Source organism: Herpetosiphon llansteffanensis (assembly GCF_003205875.1).
Classification (GTDB): Bacteria; Chloroflexota; Chloroflexia; order Chloroflexales; family Herpetosiphonaceae; genus Herpetosiphon; species Herpetosiphon llansteffanensis.
Map to the genome: position 1 here is coordinate 1 of NZ_PUBZ01000131.1, position 17542 is coordinate 17542.

16 protein-coding genes are annotated in these 17542 nt (G+C 49.9%); 3 read left to right on the forward strand and 13 right to left on the reverse strand.

What is annotated here, in order from left to right:
• Positions 1 to 127 precede the first annotated feature (127 nt).
• The 4 genes from C5S61_RS21235 to C5S61_RS21250 are packed head-to-tail and all read right to left on the reverse strand — an operon-like array spanning position 128 to position 3782.
• Complete coding sequence (locus tag C5S61_RS21235; protein ID WP_110518585.1) at positions 128 to 1126, reverse strand: hypothetical protein; 999 nt, start codon at positions 1124 to 1126, stop codon at positions 128 to 130.
• Positions 1127 to 1175: 49 nt separating this feature from the next.
• Positions 1176 to 1964 (reverse strand): ABC transporter permease, encoded by a 789-nt coding sequence (locus C5S61_RS21240; RefSeq protein ID WP_110518587.1) that lies wholly within the window; start codon positions 1962 to 1964, stop codon positions 1176 to 1178.
• A gap of 2 nt (positions 1965 to 1966) precedes the next feature.
• Entirely contained in the window at positions 1967 to 2779 is an 813-nt protein-coding gene (locus C5S61_RS21245; RefSeq protein WP_164689702.1) for an ABC transporter permease, read from the reverse strand.
• Positions 2772 to 3782, reverse strand: coding sequence for an ABC transporter ATP-binding protein (locus C5S61_RS21250; protein ID WP_110518591.1), 1011 nt, complete (start codon positions 3780 to 3782; stop codon positions 2772 to 2774). Before C5S61_RS21250 ends, C5S61_RS21245 begins: the two co-directional genes overlap by 8 nt.
• Before the next feature lie 173 nt (positions 3783 to 3955).
• On the opposite strand from C5S61_RS21250, the gene C5S61_RS21255 reads away from it, so the two are divergent.
• A complete protein-coding gene (locus tag C5S61_RS21255) occupies positions 3956 to 4738 on the forward strand; it encodes an SDR family oxidoreductase (protein ID WP_110518593.1) in 783 nt (260 codons plus the stop codon).
• 203 nt (positions 4739 to 4941) lie between these two features.
• On the opposite strand, the gene C5S61_RS21260 is transcribed toward C5S61_RS21255, so the two are convergent.
• The 6 genes from C5S61_RS21260 to C5S61_RS21285 all read right to left on the reverse strand — a co-directional run bounded on the left by C5S61_RS21260 (position 4942) and on the right by C5S61_RS21285 (position 9360).
• Complete coding sequence (locus C5S61_RS21260; protein ID WP_110518596.1) at positions 4942 to 5424, reverse strand: NUDIX hydrolase; 483 nt, start codon at positions 5422 to 5424, stop codon at positions 4942 to 4944.
• A 15-nt stretch (positions 5425 to 5439) separates the two neighbouring features.
• A complete protein-coding gene (locus C5S61_RS21265; RefSeq protein ID WP_110518598.1) occupies positions 5440 to 6675 on the reverse strand; it encodes an ABC transporter permease in 1236 nt (411 codons plus the stop codon).
• A complete protein-coding gene (locus C5S61_RS21270) occupies positions 6668 to 7216 on the reverse strand; it encodes a metalloprotease family protein (RefSeq protein ID WP_164689703.1) in 549 nt (182 codons plus the stop codon). The genes C5S61_RS21265 and C5S61_RS21270 overlap by 8 nt, the downstream gene beginning before the upstream one ends.
• A 156-nt stretch (positions 7217 to 7372) precedes the next feature.
• Complete coding sequence (locus tag C5S61_RS21275; protein ID WP_110518602.1) at positions 7373 to 8044, reverse strand: DUF8692 domain-containing protein; 672 nt, start codon at positions 8042 to 8044, stop codon at positions 7373 to 7375.
• Between the two features lie 207 nt (positions 8045 to 8251).
• On the reverse strand, positions 8252 to 8434 hold the full coding sequence (locus tag C5S61_RS21280) for a hypothetical protein (protein ID WP_110518604.1): 183 nt from the start codon (positions 8432 to 8434) through the stop codon (positions 8252 to 8254).
• A gap of 128 nt (positions 8435 to 8562) precedes the next feature.
• Entirely contained in the window at positions 8563 to 9360 is a 798-nt protein-coding gene (locus C5S61_RS21285; RefSeq protein ID WP_164689704.1) for an NUDIX domain-containing protein, read from the reverse strand.
• A 202-nt stretch (positions 9361 to 9562) separates the two neighbouring features.
• On the opposite strand from C5S61_RS21285, the gene C5S61_RS21290 reads away from it, so the two are divergent.
• A complete protein-coding gene (locus C5S61_RS21290; RefSeq protein WP_110518608.1) occupies positions 9563 to 9766 on the forward strand; it encodes a hypothetical protein in 204 nt (67 codons plus the stop codon).
• A gap of 59 nt (positions 9767 to 9825) precedes the next feature.
• On the opposite strand, the gene C5S61_RS21295 is transcribed toward C5S61_RS21290, so the two are convergent.
• The 3 genes from C5S61_RS21295 to recN all read right to left on the reverse strand — a co-directional run bounded on the left by C5S61_RS21295 (position 9826) and on the right by recN (position 16139).
• Positions 9826 to 10848 (reverse strand): MraY family glycosyltransferase, encoded by a 1023-nt coding sequence (locus tag C5S61_RS21295; protein ID WP_110518610.1) that lies wholly within the window; start codon positions 10846 to 10848, stop codon positions 9826 to 9828.
• A gap of 103 nt (positions 10849 to 10951) precedes the next feature.
• On the reverse strand, positions 10952 to 14341 hold the full coding sequence (locus tag C5S61_RS21300; RefSeq protein WP_164689705.1) for a tetratricopeptide repeat protein: 3390 nt from the start codon (positions 14339 to 14341) through the stop codon (positions 10952 to 10954).
• A gap of 34 nt (positions 14342 to 14375) precedes the next feature.
• Complete coding sequence (recN, locus tag C5S61_RS21305; protein WP_110518614.1) at positions 14376 to 16139, reverse strand: DNA repair protein RecN; 1764 nt, start codon at positions 16137 to 16139, stop codon at positions 14376 to 14378.
• A gap of 259 nt (positions 16140 to 16398) precedes the next feature.
• Between recN and C5S61_RS21310 the strand changes: the two genes are divergently transcribed.
• Entirely contained in the window at positions 16399 to 17361 is a 963-nt protein-coding gene (locus C5S61_RS21310) for an SH3 domain-containing protein (protein ID WP_110518616.1), read from the forward strand.
• The last annotated feature ends 181 nt before the right edge of the window (positions 17362 to 17542 follow it).

Consider the following 17542-nt stretch of genomic DNA (forward strand, 5'->3'; position numbering starts at 1 on the left):
TGTATAAGAGACAGGTTAAAAACCTACCCTTGAAAGGAGGGGGCTGGGGGGTGAGGGAATACGATTGCCAATAGCCCAGAGCCAATAGCCAATAGCCAATAGCCTTATGCTCTCTGTTCTTCCTCGATTAAATCACGCGACCCTTGGCAATAGTCTGATCATCGGCTCGTAGCACAAATTCCGTGCCGCTGGGCAAGGCTTCGATATGCTTAGCAAAGCCGTGTAGATCGAGGTGACCACGCACTGGCTGGCCAACAGTGACCGTTTGGCCTTCCTCAAGCATCAACAGGCGTTCCGTGCCATTCAGTTTATAATTCTCGCCTTCAAAGAGTGTGCCATAGGTAAAACCTAAATATCCTTTTAGGCTTTCTTTGGCATTGACAATTCGTCTGGCCTCAATGATTAAGTTCACTATTATCGATCCGTAACTAGTTTTAAGGGGCTGAATGTCTTGGCCTCTCGCAATAATTGCATTGTTTGGTTGTGAAGTTGCTTGCTCATCAACAGCATAAGGTGCATGAATCAGCCACTCATGCTGTTGATTTAGGCGTTGATACATGATGGTTAGTGGTTGATGCAGCATCGCCGAATTAAGGCTTGCTTGTATCGATAGATGTTTCTTCTGTCGCTTTTTAATCTGAACGAATGGAGTATCATGTGAGACGAAGAGTACGCCCTGATGCAAATCATAAGCATCTAAGTGTTTGCCATACAATAACGAGTAATAGCGCGACGGATTATTAATCGGTGCTTGTAAAAACGTCACCTCAACCGGCAGATCATAATGTACTATTTTGCGAGCAGATCGCTCTAAATTCAAAATTTGCGTTATATGGCCCGTCCCCTGATGCACAGATCCTCGGCGAATCCAAAACTTTCTGCCAACCGCCATTTCTCCCAGTTGATAGTGGGGGTTGAGAAACCAAAAATCGGCCAGAATTGCTCCACTTGGCAGCAGCGTGCGATTGCCCTCTTTACTGAATTGAATATCCCAGCCTTGATGAGAATCGGGACTAAAATGTAACTCGCCGTGAGTGAAGTATAATGCCATGATCAAAGCGCGCTCAGGATCTTCGTGCTCGAAGGTAATTTCAGCCTCAATATCATATATATCATCCATGCTCATCTAGCTCTCCCTATGATTAAATTGGCATTATTCTAAGGTAGAAATTGGCTTATGAGCCAGTGCTGCCATAATTCCGCAGCCCCAATACCCAAACGCGATAGGCAATCGTGATGCAAACCAGCGCCACCAATGGAGCCAGCCACGCCATCCAGCCAATTGCGTGCCCAAGCAAATAGCTAGCGGGATAATACGAGGCAAAACCATATGGAACCAGCCACGTCAATAACACCCCAATCGAGCGATGATAAAACGTCAGCGGATATTGGGCAAATTCATTGGTATGAAACACAACGTTGGTTACCGCAATTGAATCCATAATCCAAAATGATGTTGCTGCGGTAATTAAATTTAGTGCAATGAAAATTACGCCACCGCTAATCACCATTAATATGATAAAGCCAATGCTAGCTAGATTAACTGGTAAGTGCAATTGCACCATTGCATAGCTGACTAAGCTCAATCCAACAATAAAATCGCCAATTGCATCATGACAAATTCGATCGGCTAATAAATGGAATAAAGGATTAATTGGCCGCACCAAGAAGCGATCAAATTGGCCAGGCCGAATATAATCGCGACCGACCACCCAGAGATTATCTGCAAAAAGATGATTAATGCCCTTGGATAAGGTCAATAAACCATAAATTAATAAAATCTGCTCGAATGTCCAGCCTTGGATGCTAGGAACTTGACGTAAAACTGCCCATAACGCAACAAGGCTCGCTCCTTGAAACAGTACGGTTGAAATCGAGCCAATGAAAAAATTGAGCCGATATTCCATCAAAATTTTGAAACGCTGAATGACAAAATGCCAATAAAGTTTTGCATACCGAAGCATTATTATCCACCTTGTACGGTTATTTTACGCACACTGAAATTAAACATCAAGCGTGAAAGCATAAACATCACGCCAAGCCAAGCCAATTGCTGCAACCAAATACTGCCAAGATTACTTAATGGAGTCATGCCACTTAATATCGATACAGGCACCGAAACGCTCTGGGCAAATGGCAGCCATTTGGCAATTGTTTGTAATTCTGTTGGCAGCATGGTTAATGGCAAAAGCACCCCACTAAATAGCAGTAAAATTGAACCACGCACCACTTGCAAGCCCCAAACCTCGGTAGAATAAAAGGCAATGCAGCCAAATATCCAATCGAAGCAAAATAAGATGCTACAGCCAAGCAATAACGAAATGAGGAAACTTAGCCAAACTAAGGGATCAGTTGGTAAGCTAATCTTAAATACGAATAGTGCAAGACTGCCAACAACCACCAATTGTTGGACTAATGATATAAATGTGCGGGTTAGATGGCCGATGTAAATCCGTTCTTGAAAATCGACAGGCCGCAATAATTCACTTGAAATTGTACCTTCGCGAATCCAATAGCCAAATTCTTGGGTATAGCCCCATTGCACCAGTGGCATAACAATTCGTGCCAAGATGATATAGGTTAGGGTTTGCTGCATATCTAAACCAGCGATGCTGTCACGCTCGCTGTAGAGCGCTTTCCAAAATGAAATATAGGCAATTGTGAGTAAAACATGCGCCCCAATTTGCGACCAAAACCAAAAATTATAGGCTAGCACTTCTTTAATATTGATGCTGACCATACTGCGATAAATACGCAATCGATAATAGAGTTTATCCACGAGTGCCAACCTCATTATAGGCAGTCGGATTCTGATATAAATGCTTGATAATGCTCTCTAAATCTGGCTCATTGAGCGTAAAATCGGCGACATCAAGCTGCTGCATGACAGCGGTTGCCACTTGGCTGGCACTAATTTGGCTGCGATCAAAGCGTACTTCGAGGCTGAATTCGCTTAAATTCAGTTGCTCACAGGCTGGCGGCAAATTCACGCTCGCAATTGGTTGATTGGTTTCAAAGGTAATTGTGCGAAATTTGCCAAATTGCTGTTTGATCGCGTTCAACGGGCCATCGTAGACTTTGCTGCCAGCATCGATAATGATGACCCGCGAACAAAGCTGCTCAATATCGCCTAAATCGTGAGTTGTGAGCATCACGGTTGTATTGTGGGTTTGGTTGTAATCTTTGATAAATTCGCGAATGCGCTGCTTCACCATCACATCGAGGCCAATCGTTGGCTCATCGAGATAGACCACTTTGGGTTCGTGAATAAAGGTGGCAGCTAATTCGGCGCGCATCTTCTGGCCCAGCGACATCGAGCGAATTGGCGTTTTTAATATTTCATCAAGCTCTAAAACCTCAGAAAAATGGCTAAGCAATTGTTTGTAGCGGCTTGGCTCAACTTCATAAATATTGGCAACCAAATTGAGCGATTCGATCAGCGCCAAATCCCACCATAACTGGCTGCGCTGGCCAAACACAACCCCGATATTGCGCGCATTGGCTACGCGCTCACGCTGTGGATCGTGGCCCAAAACCGAAACTGAGCCAGTCGTCGGGTAGAGAATGCCAGTTAACATTTTGATGGTGGTCGATTTGCCAGCGCCATTGACCCCAATATAGCCGACAATTTCGCCTGCCTCGATTTGGAAATTTAAATCGTGGACTGCAACTTTTTCGCGATATTGGGGCCGAAAGAGGGCCTTAACTGCGCCTTTGACTCCATTTTCTTTCTCAATGGTGCGATAGGTTTTGCCTAAATTACGAACATCAATAATCGGCACTGTGGCCTCCTGTAGCATGGCTTGGGTGTGTGAGTACGGCTCAGTTTAAGCCGCTGGCTGCAAAAGCTAGCCCATCGCATGATGGAGTGCTGCTCAGTCGCAAGGCTGATTCTTTGCACGCAACTTGCAATAGCGTGCTGTGAAGATTGTGAACTGAACGAAGGAGCAGACTCATGCATTTAAACGATACAGTGGCCTTGGTAACGGGCGCAGGCTCGGGTATTGGCAAAGCTGCGGCAATCCATTTGGCGGCCCATGGTGCCAAAGTAGCCGCGCTTGGCCGCACCGAAGATGAGTTAAACGAAACGGTTGAAGCGATTAAACAGGCTGGCGGCGAAGCCTTAGGCATCATTGCCGATATTAGCGACCCTGACGATATGCAAAAAGCCGTTGATCAAACCCTCAAACAATGGGGCAAGCTCAATTGTGTGTTTGCCAACGCGGGAATTAACGGCGTGTGGGCACCAATTGAGGAATTAAAGCTCGAAGAATGGCAAAAGACGATCGATATTAATTTAACTGGCACCTTTTTGACGATTCAAAAAACGGTGCCAGCGCTCAAAAAACAGGGCGGCTCGATTATTGTTACCTCGTCGATCAACGGCACGCGCACCTTTAGCAATGCTGGCGCAACCGCCTATTCGACGACCAAAGCGGGCCAAGTTGCCATGAGCAAAATGTTGGCCTTGGAGCTTGGGCAATTTAATATTCGCGTCAATGTTATTTGCCCTGGAGCAATCGAAACCAGCATCGAGGAAAGCACCGAAAAACGCTCAATTGAACGCGTGAAAGTGCCCGCCGAATTTCCCGAGGGCGATATTCCCTTGACCCACGGCAAGCCTGGCACTTCTGAACAAGTTGCCCAGTTGGTCGGCTTTTTGGCTTCCGAAGCCTCAAGCCATATCACTGGCACCGAAATCTGGATCGACGGTGGCCAATCGCTGTTGCGTGGATGATGAAAGTCCCTCACCCCCCAGCCCCCTCTCCCACTGGACGCGGGCGAGGGGGAGTCAACGCTGGTTTCCCAGCGATCTGGGTGAAAAAGCCCCTCGTCCGCGCACGGCAGAGGGGTTGGGGTGAGGGGATCTTAAAACCTACCCTTGGAAGAGAGGGGGCTGGGTTTGAGGGAACGCGCCACTACTTCCAAGGGAACTTTTTACTAGATTGCCTGCAATAAATATTGTTCGCTATTATCTTCATTCGAGCGAAAGGCCCAGACTCGGCCTGCCTCAACATTGCCCGCCAGATAATCGAGCAATGGCAGGCGGGTGCTTGGCCAGCGCAGTGCTTGCACCATTGTCGGAATCTCGTGCAGATCAAACCAAGCGCATTCTTCGATCTCGTTATCAGGATCGTTGATCGCGATTTCGCCCTCGGTTGTGCCTTCAAAGGCGCAAAAAACCACAGTTTGGGCCTTGCCAACCAAATAGACTTGCGACATATAGGCTAAAGTGCTGGGCGCGGCAACCAAGCCGGTTTCTTCGCGCACCTCGCGGGCAAAGGCTTCGAGCCAATGTTCGCCAACCTCGACTTTGCCACCAGGAATACTCCAATAACTGCCGTTTTGGCCCTGCTGACGCACCAATAACACCTGATTTTCCCGCCGCAACAAGGCTAGCACAATATGCACAATCGGTTCCATTCAATGCCTCCGCATTTAGCGTAATGCCTGCCATAAGCCGCGAAACGAAAATTTGCTGCCGCGTAACAAAATTGTGGCCCGAAATAAACGCGCAGTTAGGCTGAGCGTCGCCACAACTGATAAGGCAAGCAACGCTATACTTAACCCAATTTGCCATGGCGGCACAACCGTCATAACCGAACGCAGCATCATTGTTGAGGGTGCGGTAAAGGGAATAATGCTGAGGATTAATGCTAAGCTGCCGTTGGGCTTGCTCAGCAGCGAGGTGATAAACATTAGCGGAATCATCGCCGGAACGCTGACCAAGATAATTAATTGCGATAATTCGCGCATCGATGGGCTAATTGCCCCAATGCCTGCGGTGAGGCTGGCATAAAACAAATAACCAAGCAGAAAAAAGATTCCCAGCAATAGCCACGTCAAGGGTTCAATTTGCACTTGATTGAGGGCTGCGCGAATGGCCTGACCACGCAAAACCCCAACTGCGAGGATTGCCCAAAAGCCCAATTGAATAAAGGCCACAATGCCCAAGCCAACCATTTTGCCAGTCAAGAGTTCGCGCGGCGAGATTGAGGTCAGCAATACTTCGAGGGTGCGATTTTCTTTTTCCTCCAAAATGCCTTGCATCAATAAGCTTGCACCCATAAAGATTGAAATATAAATCGCCATCGCAAAGCCGATTGGCACCATTGAGCCAGCAAAATTTTGATTGAGATTGCCTGCAACCCGCACATTTTTGCCAATCGCTTCTGCTTTGCTCAAGCTAATTGGCTCGAACAAAAGCGGCACAAAATCGATATGCGGCGAGCGCAATTGATTGACTGCCAACAAGGTGCGCACTGCATTCGTATCAGCCTGATCAAAAATGCTGGCCGTGCGCGTGGTACGGGTCACAATTCCCGATTGCTGATAATCTGCAGGAATTAGAAATAAGCTTTCGATTTGGGCTTCGCGCAAGGCACTTTCAGCAGTGGCTTGATCGTCAAATTGTAGCACCGTGGTTGGCGAAATAACCTCGAAATGCTGTTTAATCACGCCCGCTTGATCTACAATGCCAATGCTATGATCGCGATCATTATCGGGAATAAACAGGCTGGTGGTGGTTTGGCCCGATGGATCGCCACCAAAGAGTTGGGCAAACAAATAGATTGCGCCAATGAGCAAAGGCACGCCCAAGGTTGACCAATAAAAATCCTTTTTGCGAATGTGATAGAGCAAATCGCGGCGGGCAACAAACCAAATTTTATCCACGTTTTACCTCTATTCGCTCAAGATGATTCTGCTGAACGACAAATGAACTGGTTTGCGGAAAGCGCCAAATCCCCAAGACCTTCCAAAGATCGTTGGCGGTTAGCCCAAGATTAACTGCACCCCACAAGGCGAAGTAGGCCGCAAGTGGCTCAATCAAAAGCCCAAGCAACAACAGGGCATTCAAGCCCAAGGGTGCTAGCAAATAGCCGATAACCTGACGACGGGAAAGTGCCTGCGTTGGGCGCACGCGCGGGTATAGCAAGCGGCGTTGGAGTTTCCATGGCTGCTTTTGGCCAATTAAGCCAAAGATATGGCTCAGCGTATGTGCTAATGGCGCAATGATCAACACAATCACTATATCGATGATCAGCCATGCCTGAATTCCTTCAAAATCAAGTTGCTGTGCGCTCTTATGCAGCATATAACGAATGCGCATAAATAAGACCAAGCCGAAAAAACCAACTAAACCACCAATCAAGAGCGGTAAACGCCCAGTTAATCCTTCAACGATGTTGGATTGAGGTTGCGTTTCATTTGCCATGCTGATCCCCATGTCTCATCGACGCAGTGCACAAAACCACTATCCTACGTCGTTTGAATAAATGCTAGCTTATTATAATCAGTTCCTTGCAGAATTGGCAGACAGCCAAAAGCACCGTTCGAAGCACGGCGCTTTGAGTAGGAGCGTTGCTTTGCGTTAACCTTGGCGTTTGGCAGCAGCTAAAATGCCTTGGACGGTGCGCCCAAAATAGCTCAACCAAAAGACGATCCCAATAAACTTGAGACTATCTTCAGTAAAGGTTGCTAGCTCATAGAAGGGCATAATCACATCAAATACAATCGATAAGCCCATGAATCCGGCAGCAAGCAGAAACAAAGCATAATCTGTGCTTAACATTCGCGGCAAAAAATAATAAAGATAGGCGATTCCTAGGGCCAAATAGCCTGCTAGCACCAAATTTTCGGGAATATGCAGATGCACGGGAAAAACCCGTTCGTGGAGTAAAATAGCATCATCAAGGGTCAATAAACCTGATAAGAGCGCTGAGGCAGCTAAAAAACGCCGCTGTGCATGGCTCGGATCAAGCAATAACCAGCCAACTGCACAAATTCCAGTTGCTGCCGACCATAGCATCACACCCAAGGTCGAAAGAATGCCAAAGTAGAACGGCACGCCCGTAATGTCGGCGGGGTCGCGGGTCAGCGTGCTCAACGGAATATGGTCAAATTGACTAAAACTATACAGAATGAGCAACAAACACACTACAAAGAGGCTGATCCAACCGATCATGCGGCGGGTTACAGAATGCTGCTTCAGCGCTGCGCTATGCAGTTGTTGGTTGCCAAGCGCAAAAAATCGTGGCTTCATAGGGAAACCCTTTCTTCGTAGAGGTTGCGTTTGGCGAAATGTAGTACGAGTATACGTAATTGCCTCGCAACTGCCAAGGGTGAATTTGCCACGTATTACTCCAGGATGGAAAGCAGGTATTGCGCTGAAGCTGGAATTATTGACGTACGAGAAAAAATAAGAGCAACAAACCTTGCTGCAAGGAGTAACCCTTACAGCAAGGCCTGGTTAATGTTTTGGCCAGAGCAATGCACCTAAGGCCGCAAAGGCTGCCACAACGGTCACAAGCTGGGCAACATCGCGCCCAAGCACGACCAAAACCGTCACAGTGATACACATTATCACCATTGTAAGCATAAACATCAGCCGCAATGGCCGATTTTGCTGTTGTTGATCAGGTTGCTGACTCACCGCAATACCTCCTTCATCCAGAACTTGTATTTGTGATAGAACACAAGTTCTGGTTTAACTATAGCGGATATTGCTGCTTGCTGTCAATCAACGACATTAAATAGTTTTAATTCTCTCATTTTTGCCACTTACTGAGCTGGTTGATCCCACTCGCGATTGGCGTTTTTGCGCAATTTTGCCCGCACTGCTTCGACCAAATTGACGTTGGTGGTATCGGCCAATTGCAGCAAATAGAGCAAGACATCGGCTAACTCGCCCTGCCATTCAGCCTGATCAACAATCTCGTCGCGCCATTGCAGGTGTTCAAGCACTTCGGCTGCTTCGAGCGTGAGCGAAATCGCCAAATTGCGCGCAGTTTGTGGGCGCTTTGAGCTTGCCTCGTACCAACCCTTCGAGCGCACAAACTCATGCATCTCGGTGGTTAATGTTGCAATGCTGGCATCGCTTGGCTGTTGTAATTGAGCCAACACCAAGGCATCGTGATCGAAAGCTAATGGCGGTAGTTGATCAAGGGCAAAAAATTGCGCCAAATCTGCATCGCCGCCAGCTTGCAACGTGCCCCCGCTGACCGTAGCCCGCAACCAAACCCCGAGCGGATACGGCGGCTCGCGATCAAGGTTCGAATGCACGGCGATAACCTCGCCAATTTCTGCATGGAGGCCAGTTTCTTCAAGCACTTCGCGGGCGAGGCCTTGGCGCATTTCCTCATCGTGCTCGAGGTAGCCACAGGGCAAACACCACAAGCCAGGCCGAAACGAGCCAGCCCGCCGCACCAGCAAGACCGCGCCAAGCTCATTTTGGATGACGGCAGCAACCCCAGCTGGCGCACTATTAAACCAGACCCAGCCACAATCAGGGCAGCTCAAGCGTTCGCGCCCGCCGCGCAAGCGTGGCTCCAACCGCTGTCGACACTGGAGACAATACATTGCAAAACACTCCATCACTATGCTGGCTATGAAACTACTGCTCTAGCCCGATTGTCAATTTACCAAATCCATGTATACTACAGCTTAACACATGGCAGCGTGGCCATACGACAGGGCAATGATCGCCTACTCCTCTCTCCGGGGGGTGGGATTTTTTAATTCCGCCGGCTCCGGACACACCACCCACACAAGGAGGCCCGTCATGGAAAATCGTTCGCTCGAAGAACGCCGCTGCCCCGATTGCGGTGCTCGATTGGAACTCGTTGATGATGGATCGTATCGCTGTGTTACCGACGAAAGTGTTTGGATGGCCTATGGTCCCAAGCTTTTGCTCAAGCCTGCCTTGGTTACTGCCTCACGCTTAGCGCTCGATTTGCCTTGGGAATCACAAAAGGTCGCTGCTTAAACCAAAAAGCCCATGGTTACGGCTGCGGGAGCAGAAACCATGGGCTTTGTTGTGCGCGCTTATTTGGGTGGAGTATAGCGCGCATAGCGTTCGAAAAACCAAATGCCAACAACTGCAATCGTAATCAACAAGCCTGCCAAGGCATAGGCTTCTTGCACATCGGCTTTGCTCAACATCGTCGCAGTAATGCCACAGCCAACGCCAAGCATATAGCAAATCAACACAGCTTCGCGGCGGGAAGCTCCCAGTGCTACCAGCCGATGTGAAATATGGTCTTTGCCTGGCGTGTTGAATGGGTTTACCCGCCGGCGCAAACGTGCCACAATCACCATCGAGGTATCAAAAATTGGCACGCCCAACACCACAATTGGAATCATCCAAGTGACGATGATGCTATTGCTGGGAAAGCGCAACTTGATGCCCAGCACCGCCAAAATAAAGCCCAAAAACAGGCTGCCAGTGTCGCCCATGAAGATTTTGGTGGGCACGAAGTTGTGGCGCAAAAAGCCCATGCACGCGCCCATCGTTGCTGCCGACAGCGCTGCTACCAAGACTTGACCATTCAAGACCGCAAGTTGCAAAAAGAATGCCGATGCTACCGCAGTCAAGCCTGCCGATAAGCCATCCATGTTGTCGAGAAAATTAATCGCATTCGAAATGCCCGCCACCCATGCAATCGTAATCAGGGCGTTGAGCAGCGGCGAAGCGAATAATTGCACCTGAATTCCTGCATAAATCAGCACAAAACAGGCAATAATCTGGCCCAGTAATTTTAATGAGGCCGATAAACCCCATTTATCATCGAGCATGCCACAGGTAACCACAATCGTCGCGCCGCCCAAAATGGCTGCCAACTCGCGCAGAATAAATTGCTCATCCCAAATCAACAGGGTAACCATAACCCCGCCATAAATTGCCAAGCCGCCAAGCAATGGCACTGGATTGGTATGAACTTTGCGTGCATTGGGTTGGTCGATAATGCCAACGGCAATCGCCAAGCGCCGAACAAGCGGTGTACTTACAATCGACATGGTTAGCGCCGAAAGAAAAATCAGGAAGATTTGGGCCAGCGAAACACTCATATAGCTTCTCTTGGTGAAAGTAAATATTGTTGAGGCGGGCGAAAATAACGCTTCCCCTCTCCCACGCAATGCAGGAGAGGGGGTTGGAGTTGATTAGACTCAGTTATTGTTGGCTTTGAAAAAAGCTGAGCAATTGCTCAAAGCCCGTTCTGGTATCAGCATAGGTGGTGTTGAAATTAGGATCTTGCGCACCCATTTTATCCATCTCAGCCAAGGCCAATTGAACTTGAGCCAAGCCAGCATCATAGCGCTTGCTATCGCTCAACACTTGGGTGTAAATCTGGCGATACGACATATCGCCTGGTTTACTGGCAATTGCTCGTTCGAAGCCGGTTAAGAAGCTATCGAACGCCGCTGGATCGCTTTGCATCGAGGCGAACGTTGCTTGAATTCGCTGGCTGCGTTCAGCAGGCAATTCGGCCACGTCAACCAAGCCGCTGTTGTTGAGTGCCCGTGGATCAAGCGCCAAGGCGTTGGCAAAGGCTTGAGCGGCATTTTGCAAATCGCCCTTGCGCCGATAAGCCTCGCCCAAGCGAATGAAGTTGATCGACCACAGCGGATCAAGCGTCGTTGCCTTGCTCAATTCAGCAATCGCCGTATCGTATTCTTCGCGATACAGATAGAGCATTGCCCATTGGCCAGTCAATTCAACATCTTGCGGCGCGATAGTATGCGCCTGTTTGTAGGCTTCGATTGCAGCATCGAGATGCTTGCGCGCGCCTTCTGGGTCGCTTTGCTCGGTGTTGCGGAACCACGACGAATGCAAACGACCTAAGTTAGCTGGATGATCTTTGTTTTGTGGATTGAGCCGTTGCGCTTCTTCCAACGCCAAGCGAGCATAATCCAACACTTGCAATGGCCCAAATTTGGTCAGGAAATCGCGGGCAGTATTTTGCATGCCAGCAATGCTATATTCGGTTTTGGGCAAATCGTCAAGCTCTGCATTGGGCAGTGGGCGGCTATTCAGCACTTGGGCAATGGCCTGATTTTGATTTTCGCTCACCAACTTGTTTTGCTCAATGCTCAAATCGGTGGCCAAGGTCATCAAGGCCCGTCCATACATCAAGAAATAAAGATCTTCGTTTGGTGCATGCTCAACCGCATCTTGAATTGCCGCAAAGCCCAAGAGATGTTGATCGAGGCCTTGGCCTTGGTCGATAAATTGTTTGCCCTGCAAATAGCGCATATCAGCAAAAATATTATCGAGGTTGAGGAACCAAACCAACAGCAAGACGATCGGCACAACCACTGCATACAAAATGCGAGCTGGAGCCGCGCCCGTTACGCCGCTGCTGCTGCGGCCACGATTGCTACTCGTGCGACGAGCATTTTGGGCTGCTTGGCGTTTGGTGCCAGCTTTGGCTGGGGCTACTTCAACTTCTTCTTCAACCGACGTTGCGGCAACAACCGCAGGCTTGCTGCCAAGCTGGAAGGCTCCTGCTTGCGCACCAGCGACCACGCCAACCGCCATAATCACCCAGGTATACAGCAACGACGAAACAATTGGAATCCCAAACAAGGTTTCGACAAAATTGGCTGCTACTGCCGAAAGTGCGGTGATAATCAATAATTGCCAGCCAAAGCTAATTGGTTCATCCAAAGGCTTGGCATAGCCCAGCCATGTGGCGAGGCCAACTACCAACAAGCCTACGCCGCCAGCAATCAAGCCTAATTCTAGGCTCTTCAAAAAGACGGCGAAGAACAGCCCAATACCCAGCATAAACACGGTTGTAATGCCAAGATTGACCAAGCGTGGAATGCGTAACAAGCGCAGCATGAGAATCAAGAATGAGCCAAATAAGAACAAATGGCTGAATAAACCAATTGCGCCTTTGGTTACCAATTCATCAAGTAAGGCTTGGTGCGAACGGTCGGGCGAAGCGCCACGAGATTCATAATTGGCCAAGCGCGGCGGGTAGAAGGGGTTGTAGGCCACAAACATCGATTCTGGGCCCCAGCCAATGACGGTGCGCAGCGAGTTGCTCAAGGCCAAGCCAACTGCCCCTTGGGTGTGCTCGTCGCCGCGCCAAATCAGCACCCGCACCAAACCAGTGCCACCATCGGTTTCGAGCAAGTTGCCTAAGCGGTTGATATAGCGGTTGCTTTGGCGCAAGCCACTAAAGCTGCTCGAATCGGTATTGAGCACAACCAAGAAGGCAGCGCTGGCCAATGAAAGCACGACCCAAGCACTGAGCGCCGCGCCAAAAACTCGTTTGAAGCTGGTGCTGCGTAGCCCTTGCAACAAAAACAGCGTGAAGAACACAAAGATGCTGACAAACATGCCAATTTGTGGCCCACGGCTTTGGGTAAAGAAGATAATAACGACGGTGAAGATGCTGAGCCCAGCATACACCGCAGCGCTGAGCCATTGCACTAAGGCATGCGGCGCAGCGGCAATGCGGCGTGGCAAAGCCACAACCAAGCCATAAAAGCCAAAATAGGCCGCCATCGCCAACAAGAACCAGGTGCGGAAGTTGCTGGCGCGATCTGCCGAAACCATATCGAGGTTATAGCAGGTTTTGCTAATCTGACCTTGGCATTGATCAGCAGTCAAATAGCCGCCAATAACGAGGGCCAGCATGTAGAATAAAATCAAGCCACCAGGCACATACAAGCGCCAATCAGTACGGCTGCGCGTGCTGGTAACCCACGAAATCAAGGGCAAGGTGCTGCTCGTGACAATCACCGCCAGCGGGAAAATCCACCAATGGCCAATGCCAAGCAATGGCGCTTGAATCAAGGCTCCAAGCTTAAGCGTGGCATACAACAAGCTTAATTGGCCAAGTGGCAGCAAGCCCAAGGTAACAAACCACGCTGCATCTAAACCAACTGAGCTTGAACCCTCGGCTTCGTTGCGTTTGGTCGCCATCAAGCTCGTAATCAAGCGATAGAGCATAAATGGCAGGGTCAGAATCAAATAGGCAGCCACAAAAATCGAGTTACCCATGCTTGAGGCAACCCGCGCTGCGGTATCGCCTGCCCATGGCAAGGGGTCGCTGCGCTGATATTGGACCCAACCATAGCCCAAGGTTGGCAGGGTTGTGGCCACAATCACCGTAATAATGCGCTCAAGTTGCTCGCGGCGGCGCACATGAGCCAGCATTGCCCCAAACACCACCACATACGAGAAGTTGGTGTAGAAGCCCTGAAGCCGATTATAGCCACCAAAAAAGCTGGTAAAGACTAAGACCGAAGTGAGTGTCGTAAAGAAAAAGACCCCAACATAGACGATAGCTGGAGCAACCAGCGGCGAGCGCCACCAATCGCGCCAACGTGGCCATAAGCGAAACACTTGGCCGCGCTCAAGCAAATTGATAATCCACGCACCGCCAAGGATCATCACGATGGAACGCAAGGCCACCGCTTTATCTGGCTCAAAGTGGCGGTCACTAAGCAAACTAAAATAGATCGGGATCATTGCTAAAGCCAGTAGCCAGCAGGCTTCCATCACCCGCCGCGACCACAGGCTGATCGTTGTCTCGCGTGAATCCAAGGCAGACTCCTTCAAAGGCATGGGTATTGTTGAATTATGAATTGCTGGTTGCCAGTTTGTAGTTGGCAGCACGTTCCAGCATGGCGCTTGCAGAGCGTCGGCTGGCTTCGCTCACCGGTGTTCCATCAAGCATCGCTGCTAATTCTTCGATGCGCTCTTGTTCGCTCAGTGGGTGCACAAAGGTTTGGGTACGTTGATTGACAACTTGTTTGGCAATCGCAAAATGGCAATCGCCAAAAGCTGCAACTTGAGGCAAGTGGGTAATACACAACACTTGATGGGCATCGCTAATGCCCCACAATTTTTCGCCGACCACATGGCCAGCCCGACCCCCAACTCCCACATCAACTTCATCAAAAACTAAGGTTGGTACGCTATCAACCGCCGAAAGAATCGACTTCATCGCCAACAGCAAGCGCGCCGATTCACCGCCAGAGGCAATTTTGGCCAATGATTTGAGCGGCTCACCAGGGTTGGGGCTGAGTAAAAACTCAATCTGGTCAATTCCCGTGCGATCAAAGGCCAAATGGCGCTCATTGATCAAAACGCCCTGTGGATCTGGCCGTTGCGAGAGTTGGACATGGAATTTGACATGCGGCATGGCCAAATCGGCCATGGCAGCGGCAATCCGTTCGGCCAATTCATCGCCTGCGTGGCGACGGCGGCTGCTCAGTTCGGCGGCGGCAATGCCAATGCTGGCTAGCAGTTGTTGCTCTTGCTGCACCAATTCGGCAATATGCTCGGCGCTGTAATGCAAAGTTTCGAGTTCTTCGCTGGCGTTGGTCAAGCGTTCGAGCAATTCGGCAGCATCGGCGGCCCGATATTTTTTTGCCAAATCGCGCAGCTCTGCCAAGCGATCTTCTATTATTTCCAGCCGCCCTGGCTCAAATTCCAAACGATCGCGATACGTCCGCACGCCCTCGATCACATCGTCAAGCCGATAGCGTACTTCGAGCGTTTGCTCGTTGAGCGCTGCCAAACTTGGGTCAAGCCGCAACAGGTCGCTCAACACATTCGTCACATCATCAAGGCTATCGACAATCGAGCGGGTTGCGGTTCGGCGCTCGCTAGCAGGCGTGCCAGTGCGCAGCAAACGATACATCGTATCGACCATGCCGGTAATTTTGGCGCTGTTTTGCAACAAACTACGCTCGTTAGTTAATGTGGCTTCTTCGCCAGCAATCAGTTTGGCGTTAGTCAGTTCTTCGACCAAGAAGGTTAATTCTTCGATGCGATCGATGCGGCGGGCTTCGGCGTTACGCAAGCTTGTAATTTGGTTGCGCACTGCTTCAATCGCGATCACCTGTTGGCTCAGTTGCTCACGATCGGCAACCACGCCTGCATAGCGGTCGAGCATTTCGGCATGGGTGCGAACGTTAAATAAGGTTTGGCTATCGTTCTGGCCATGAATATCGACCAACCGCCCGCCAATTTCACGCAGCACAGCGCTACTGACTGCACGACCATTAATCCTAGCGACACTACGGCCACTGGCTCCATGAATTTCACGGGTCAGAATAATCTGATCGTCATCGGCACCATCAAGGCCATATTCCGCTAAAATCGGCAGAATATCTGGGCGATCGGCGAGCGTGAAAATGCCTTCAACGCGAGCTTGATTACTACCAGCACGCACGAAACTCGGATCGCTCCGTTCGCCACGTAACATGCCGAGGGCATCAATCATAATTGACTTACCGGCTCCGGTTTCACCAGTCAGCACATTAAATGCTGGGGTAAATTGTAAGCGTACTTGGTCAATAATTGCGAAATCGGCAATAAATAATTCTAGCAGCATAAACTCTCGTGTTTGCCCTAAAAAAACAGCCGTTTGCGAACGCGCCAACGGGCTGCATATAGATCAATTGTACCATATTCGCTTTGGATAGCCCATTTGATTCAATTGGCAAAGCGATTCGTTGCTGATTAGTTTGCTGGTCAGGATAGTGCTGTAGATATTTGAACTTGCTTTCTCTGGTACAATGCGAGGGTTGCAATTGGCCTGAGTGCTGGCAACACCATCCTTATTAATTAATGCTTATTCGAGATTCGCTGATATGACTGATCAAGTACCACCATCACAGCCGCGCCAACCGCAGCCATCGCAGGCGCGGCCCGAAGCAACTCCGCCACAGGTTGCCGATGTGCAATTGCGCCAGTTGGTCGTCGCCTTAGATAACGCCAACGATCCCAACCACGAACGAGCAGAAGACGATTTGATTCGCTTGGGTGCGCAAGCAGTTCCCTCGCTGATCGAAGCGCTTGATCCAAAATATCCGTGGTTGCGGGCTTATCGGGCCGCAGAAGCCTTGGGCCAAATTGGCGATGGTCGGGCCAGCCGCCCTTTGAGCCAAGCGCTGAATCACCCCAACAGCAATGTGCGTTGGGCTGCTGTGCGCGCCTTGGGCAAAGTTGGCGATGGGCGGGCCTTGCTGGCCTTGCGACGGGTTGCACGCGATGATCGCAGTCGCACCAGTTGGGGCGAGCCAGTCGCTGCCAGTGCTGCCGCTGCGCTACGCGAAATGCAACGTAGCAGCACCATCCTGCGGCTTTCCGACCCAATTCGAATTGCCTTATTGGTTGCAGTAGCGTTTATTGCCTTGTTCTGGGCCAATGAACGCATTACGACGGTGCGTGGCGCACTTAATCAATCGAATCATGCAGCGTGGGGCACGGCAGTTACGCCAATTTTGCCAACCGCAACTCCGGTTAGCGAAGATACAGCGACTGAAGACCCAGAAGACGATGAAGCTGAGGCAACGCCGACGGCTGATACTGCTGCTACGCCAACTTTGGCTCCAGCAACCGCTACCGTAACCGCCCCAACCGCCAATGTGCGCCCTGCGCCAAATACCAATAATGACCCGATTGCCCAGTTGAAGGCTGGCGATAGCGTGCAAGTGCTTGGTCAATCAGGCGATTGGTATCAGATTCAGTTGCCCGATGGCACAGGCCGTGGCTGGGTTGCTTCCAGCGTGCTTAGCCCACCAAGTAGCCCGGTTCCAACCGTCACCAACTAAGAACATAGAGCATAGAACACAGAACATGCTGTCTCGTCCGTACATTGTGCGGGCGAGCTTCTTTTTAAAGGCAAAAATCAGAAGGCAAAAATCAAAAGGATAATGGCTATTGGCTCAAGGCTATAGGCTATTGGAACCATAATCTGTGGCAAAATGCTAGTAGCTTTCAACGCAGAGGCGC

Coding starts and splice junctions, on each gene's coding strand:
- C5S61_RS21235 (WP_110518585.1), bottom strand. CDS start 1,126: ATGAGCATGGATGATATATATGATATTGAGGCTGAAATTACCTTCGAG.
- C5S61_RS21240 (WP_110518587.1), bottom strand. CDS start 1,964: ATGCTTCGGTATGCAAAACTTTATTGGCATTTTGTCATTCAGCGTTTC.
- C5S61_RS21255 (WP_110518593.1), top strand. CDS start 3,956: ATGCATTTAAACGATACAGTGGCCTTGGTAACGGGCGCAGGCTCGGGT.
- C5S61_RS21260 (WP_110518596.1), bottom strand. CDS start 5,424: ATGGAACCGATTGTGCATATTGTGCTAGCCTTGTTGCGGCGGGAAAAT.
- C5S61_RS21270 (WP_164689703.1), bottom strand. CDS start 7,216: ATGGCAAATGAAACGCAACCTCAATCCAACATCGTTGAAGGATTAACT.
- C5S61_RS21275 (WP_110518602.1), bottom strand. CDS start 8,044: ATGAAGCCACGATTTTTTGCGCTTGGCAACCAACAACTGCATAGCGCA.
- C5S61_RS21285 (WP_164689704.1), bottom strand. CDS start 9,360: ATGTATTGTCTCCAGTGTCGACAGCGGTTGGAGCCACGCTTGCGCGGC.
- C5S61_RS21290 (WP_110518608.1), top strand. CDS start 9,563: ATGGAAAATCGTTCGCTCGAAGAACGCCGCTGCCCCGATTGCGGTGCT.
- C5S61_RS21295 (WP_110518610.1), bottom strand. CDS start 10,848: ATGAGTGTTTCGCTGGCCCAAATCTTCCTGATTTTTCTTTCGGCGCTA.
- recN (WP_110518614.1), bottom strand. CDS start 16,139: ATGCTGCTAGAATTATTTATTGCCGATTTCGCAATTATTGACCAAGTA.
- C5S61_RS21310 (WP_110518616.1), top strand. CDS start 16,399: ATGACTGATCAAGTACCACCATCACAGCCGCGCCAACCGCAGCCATCG.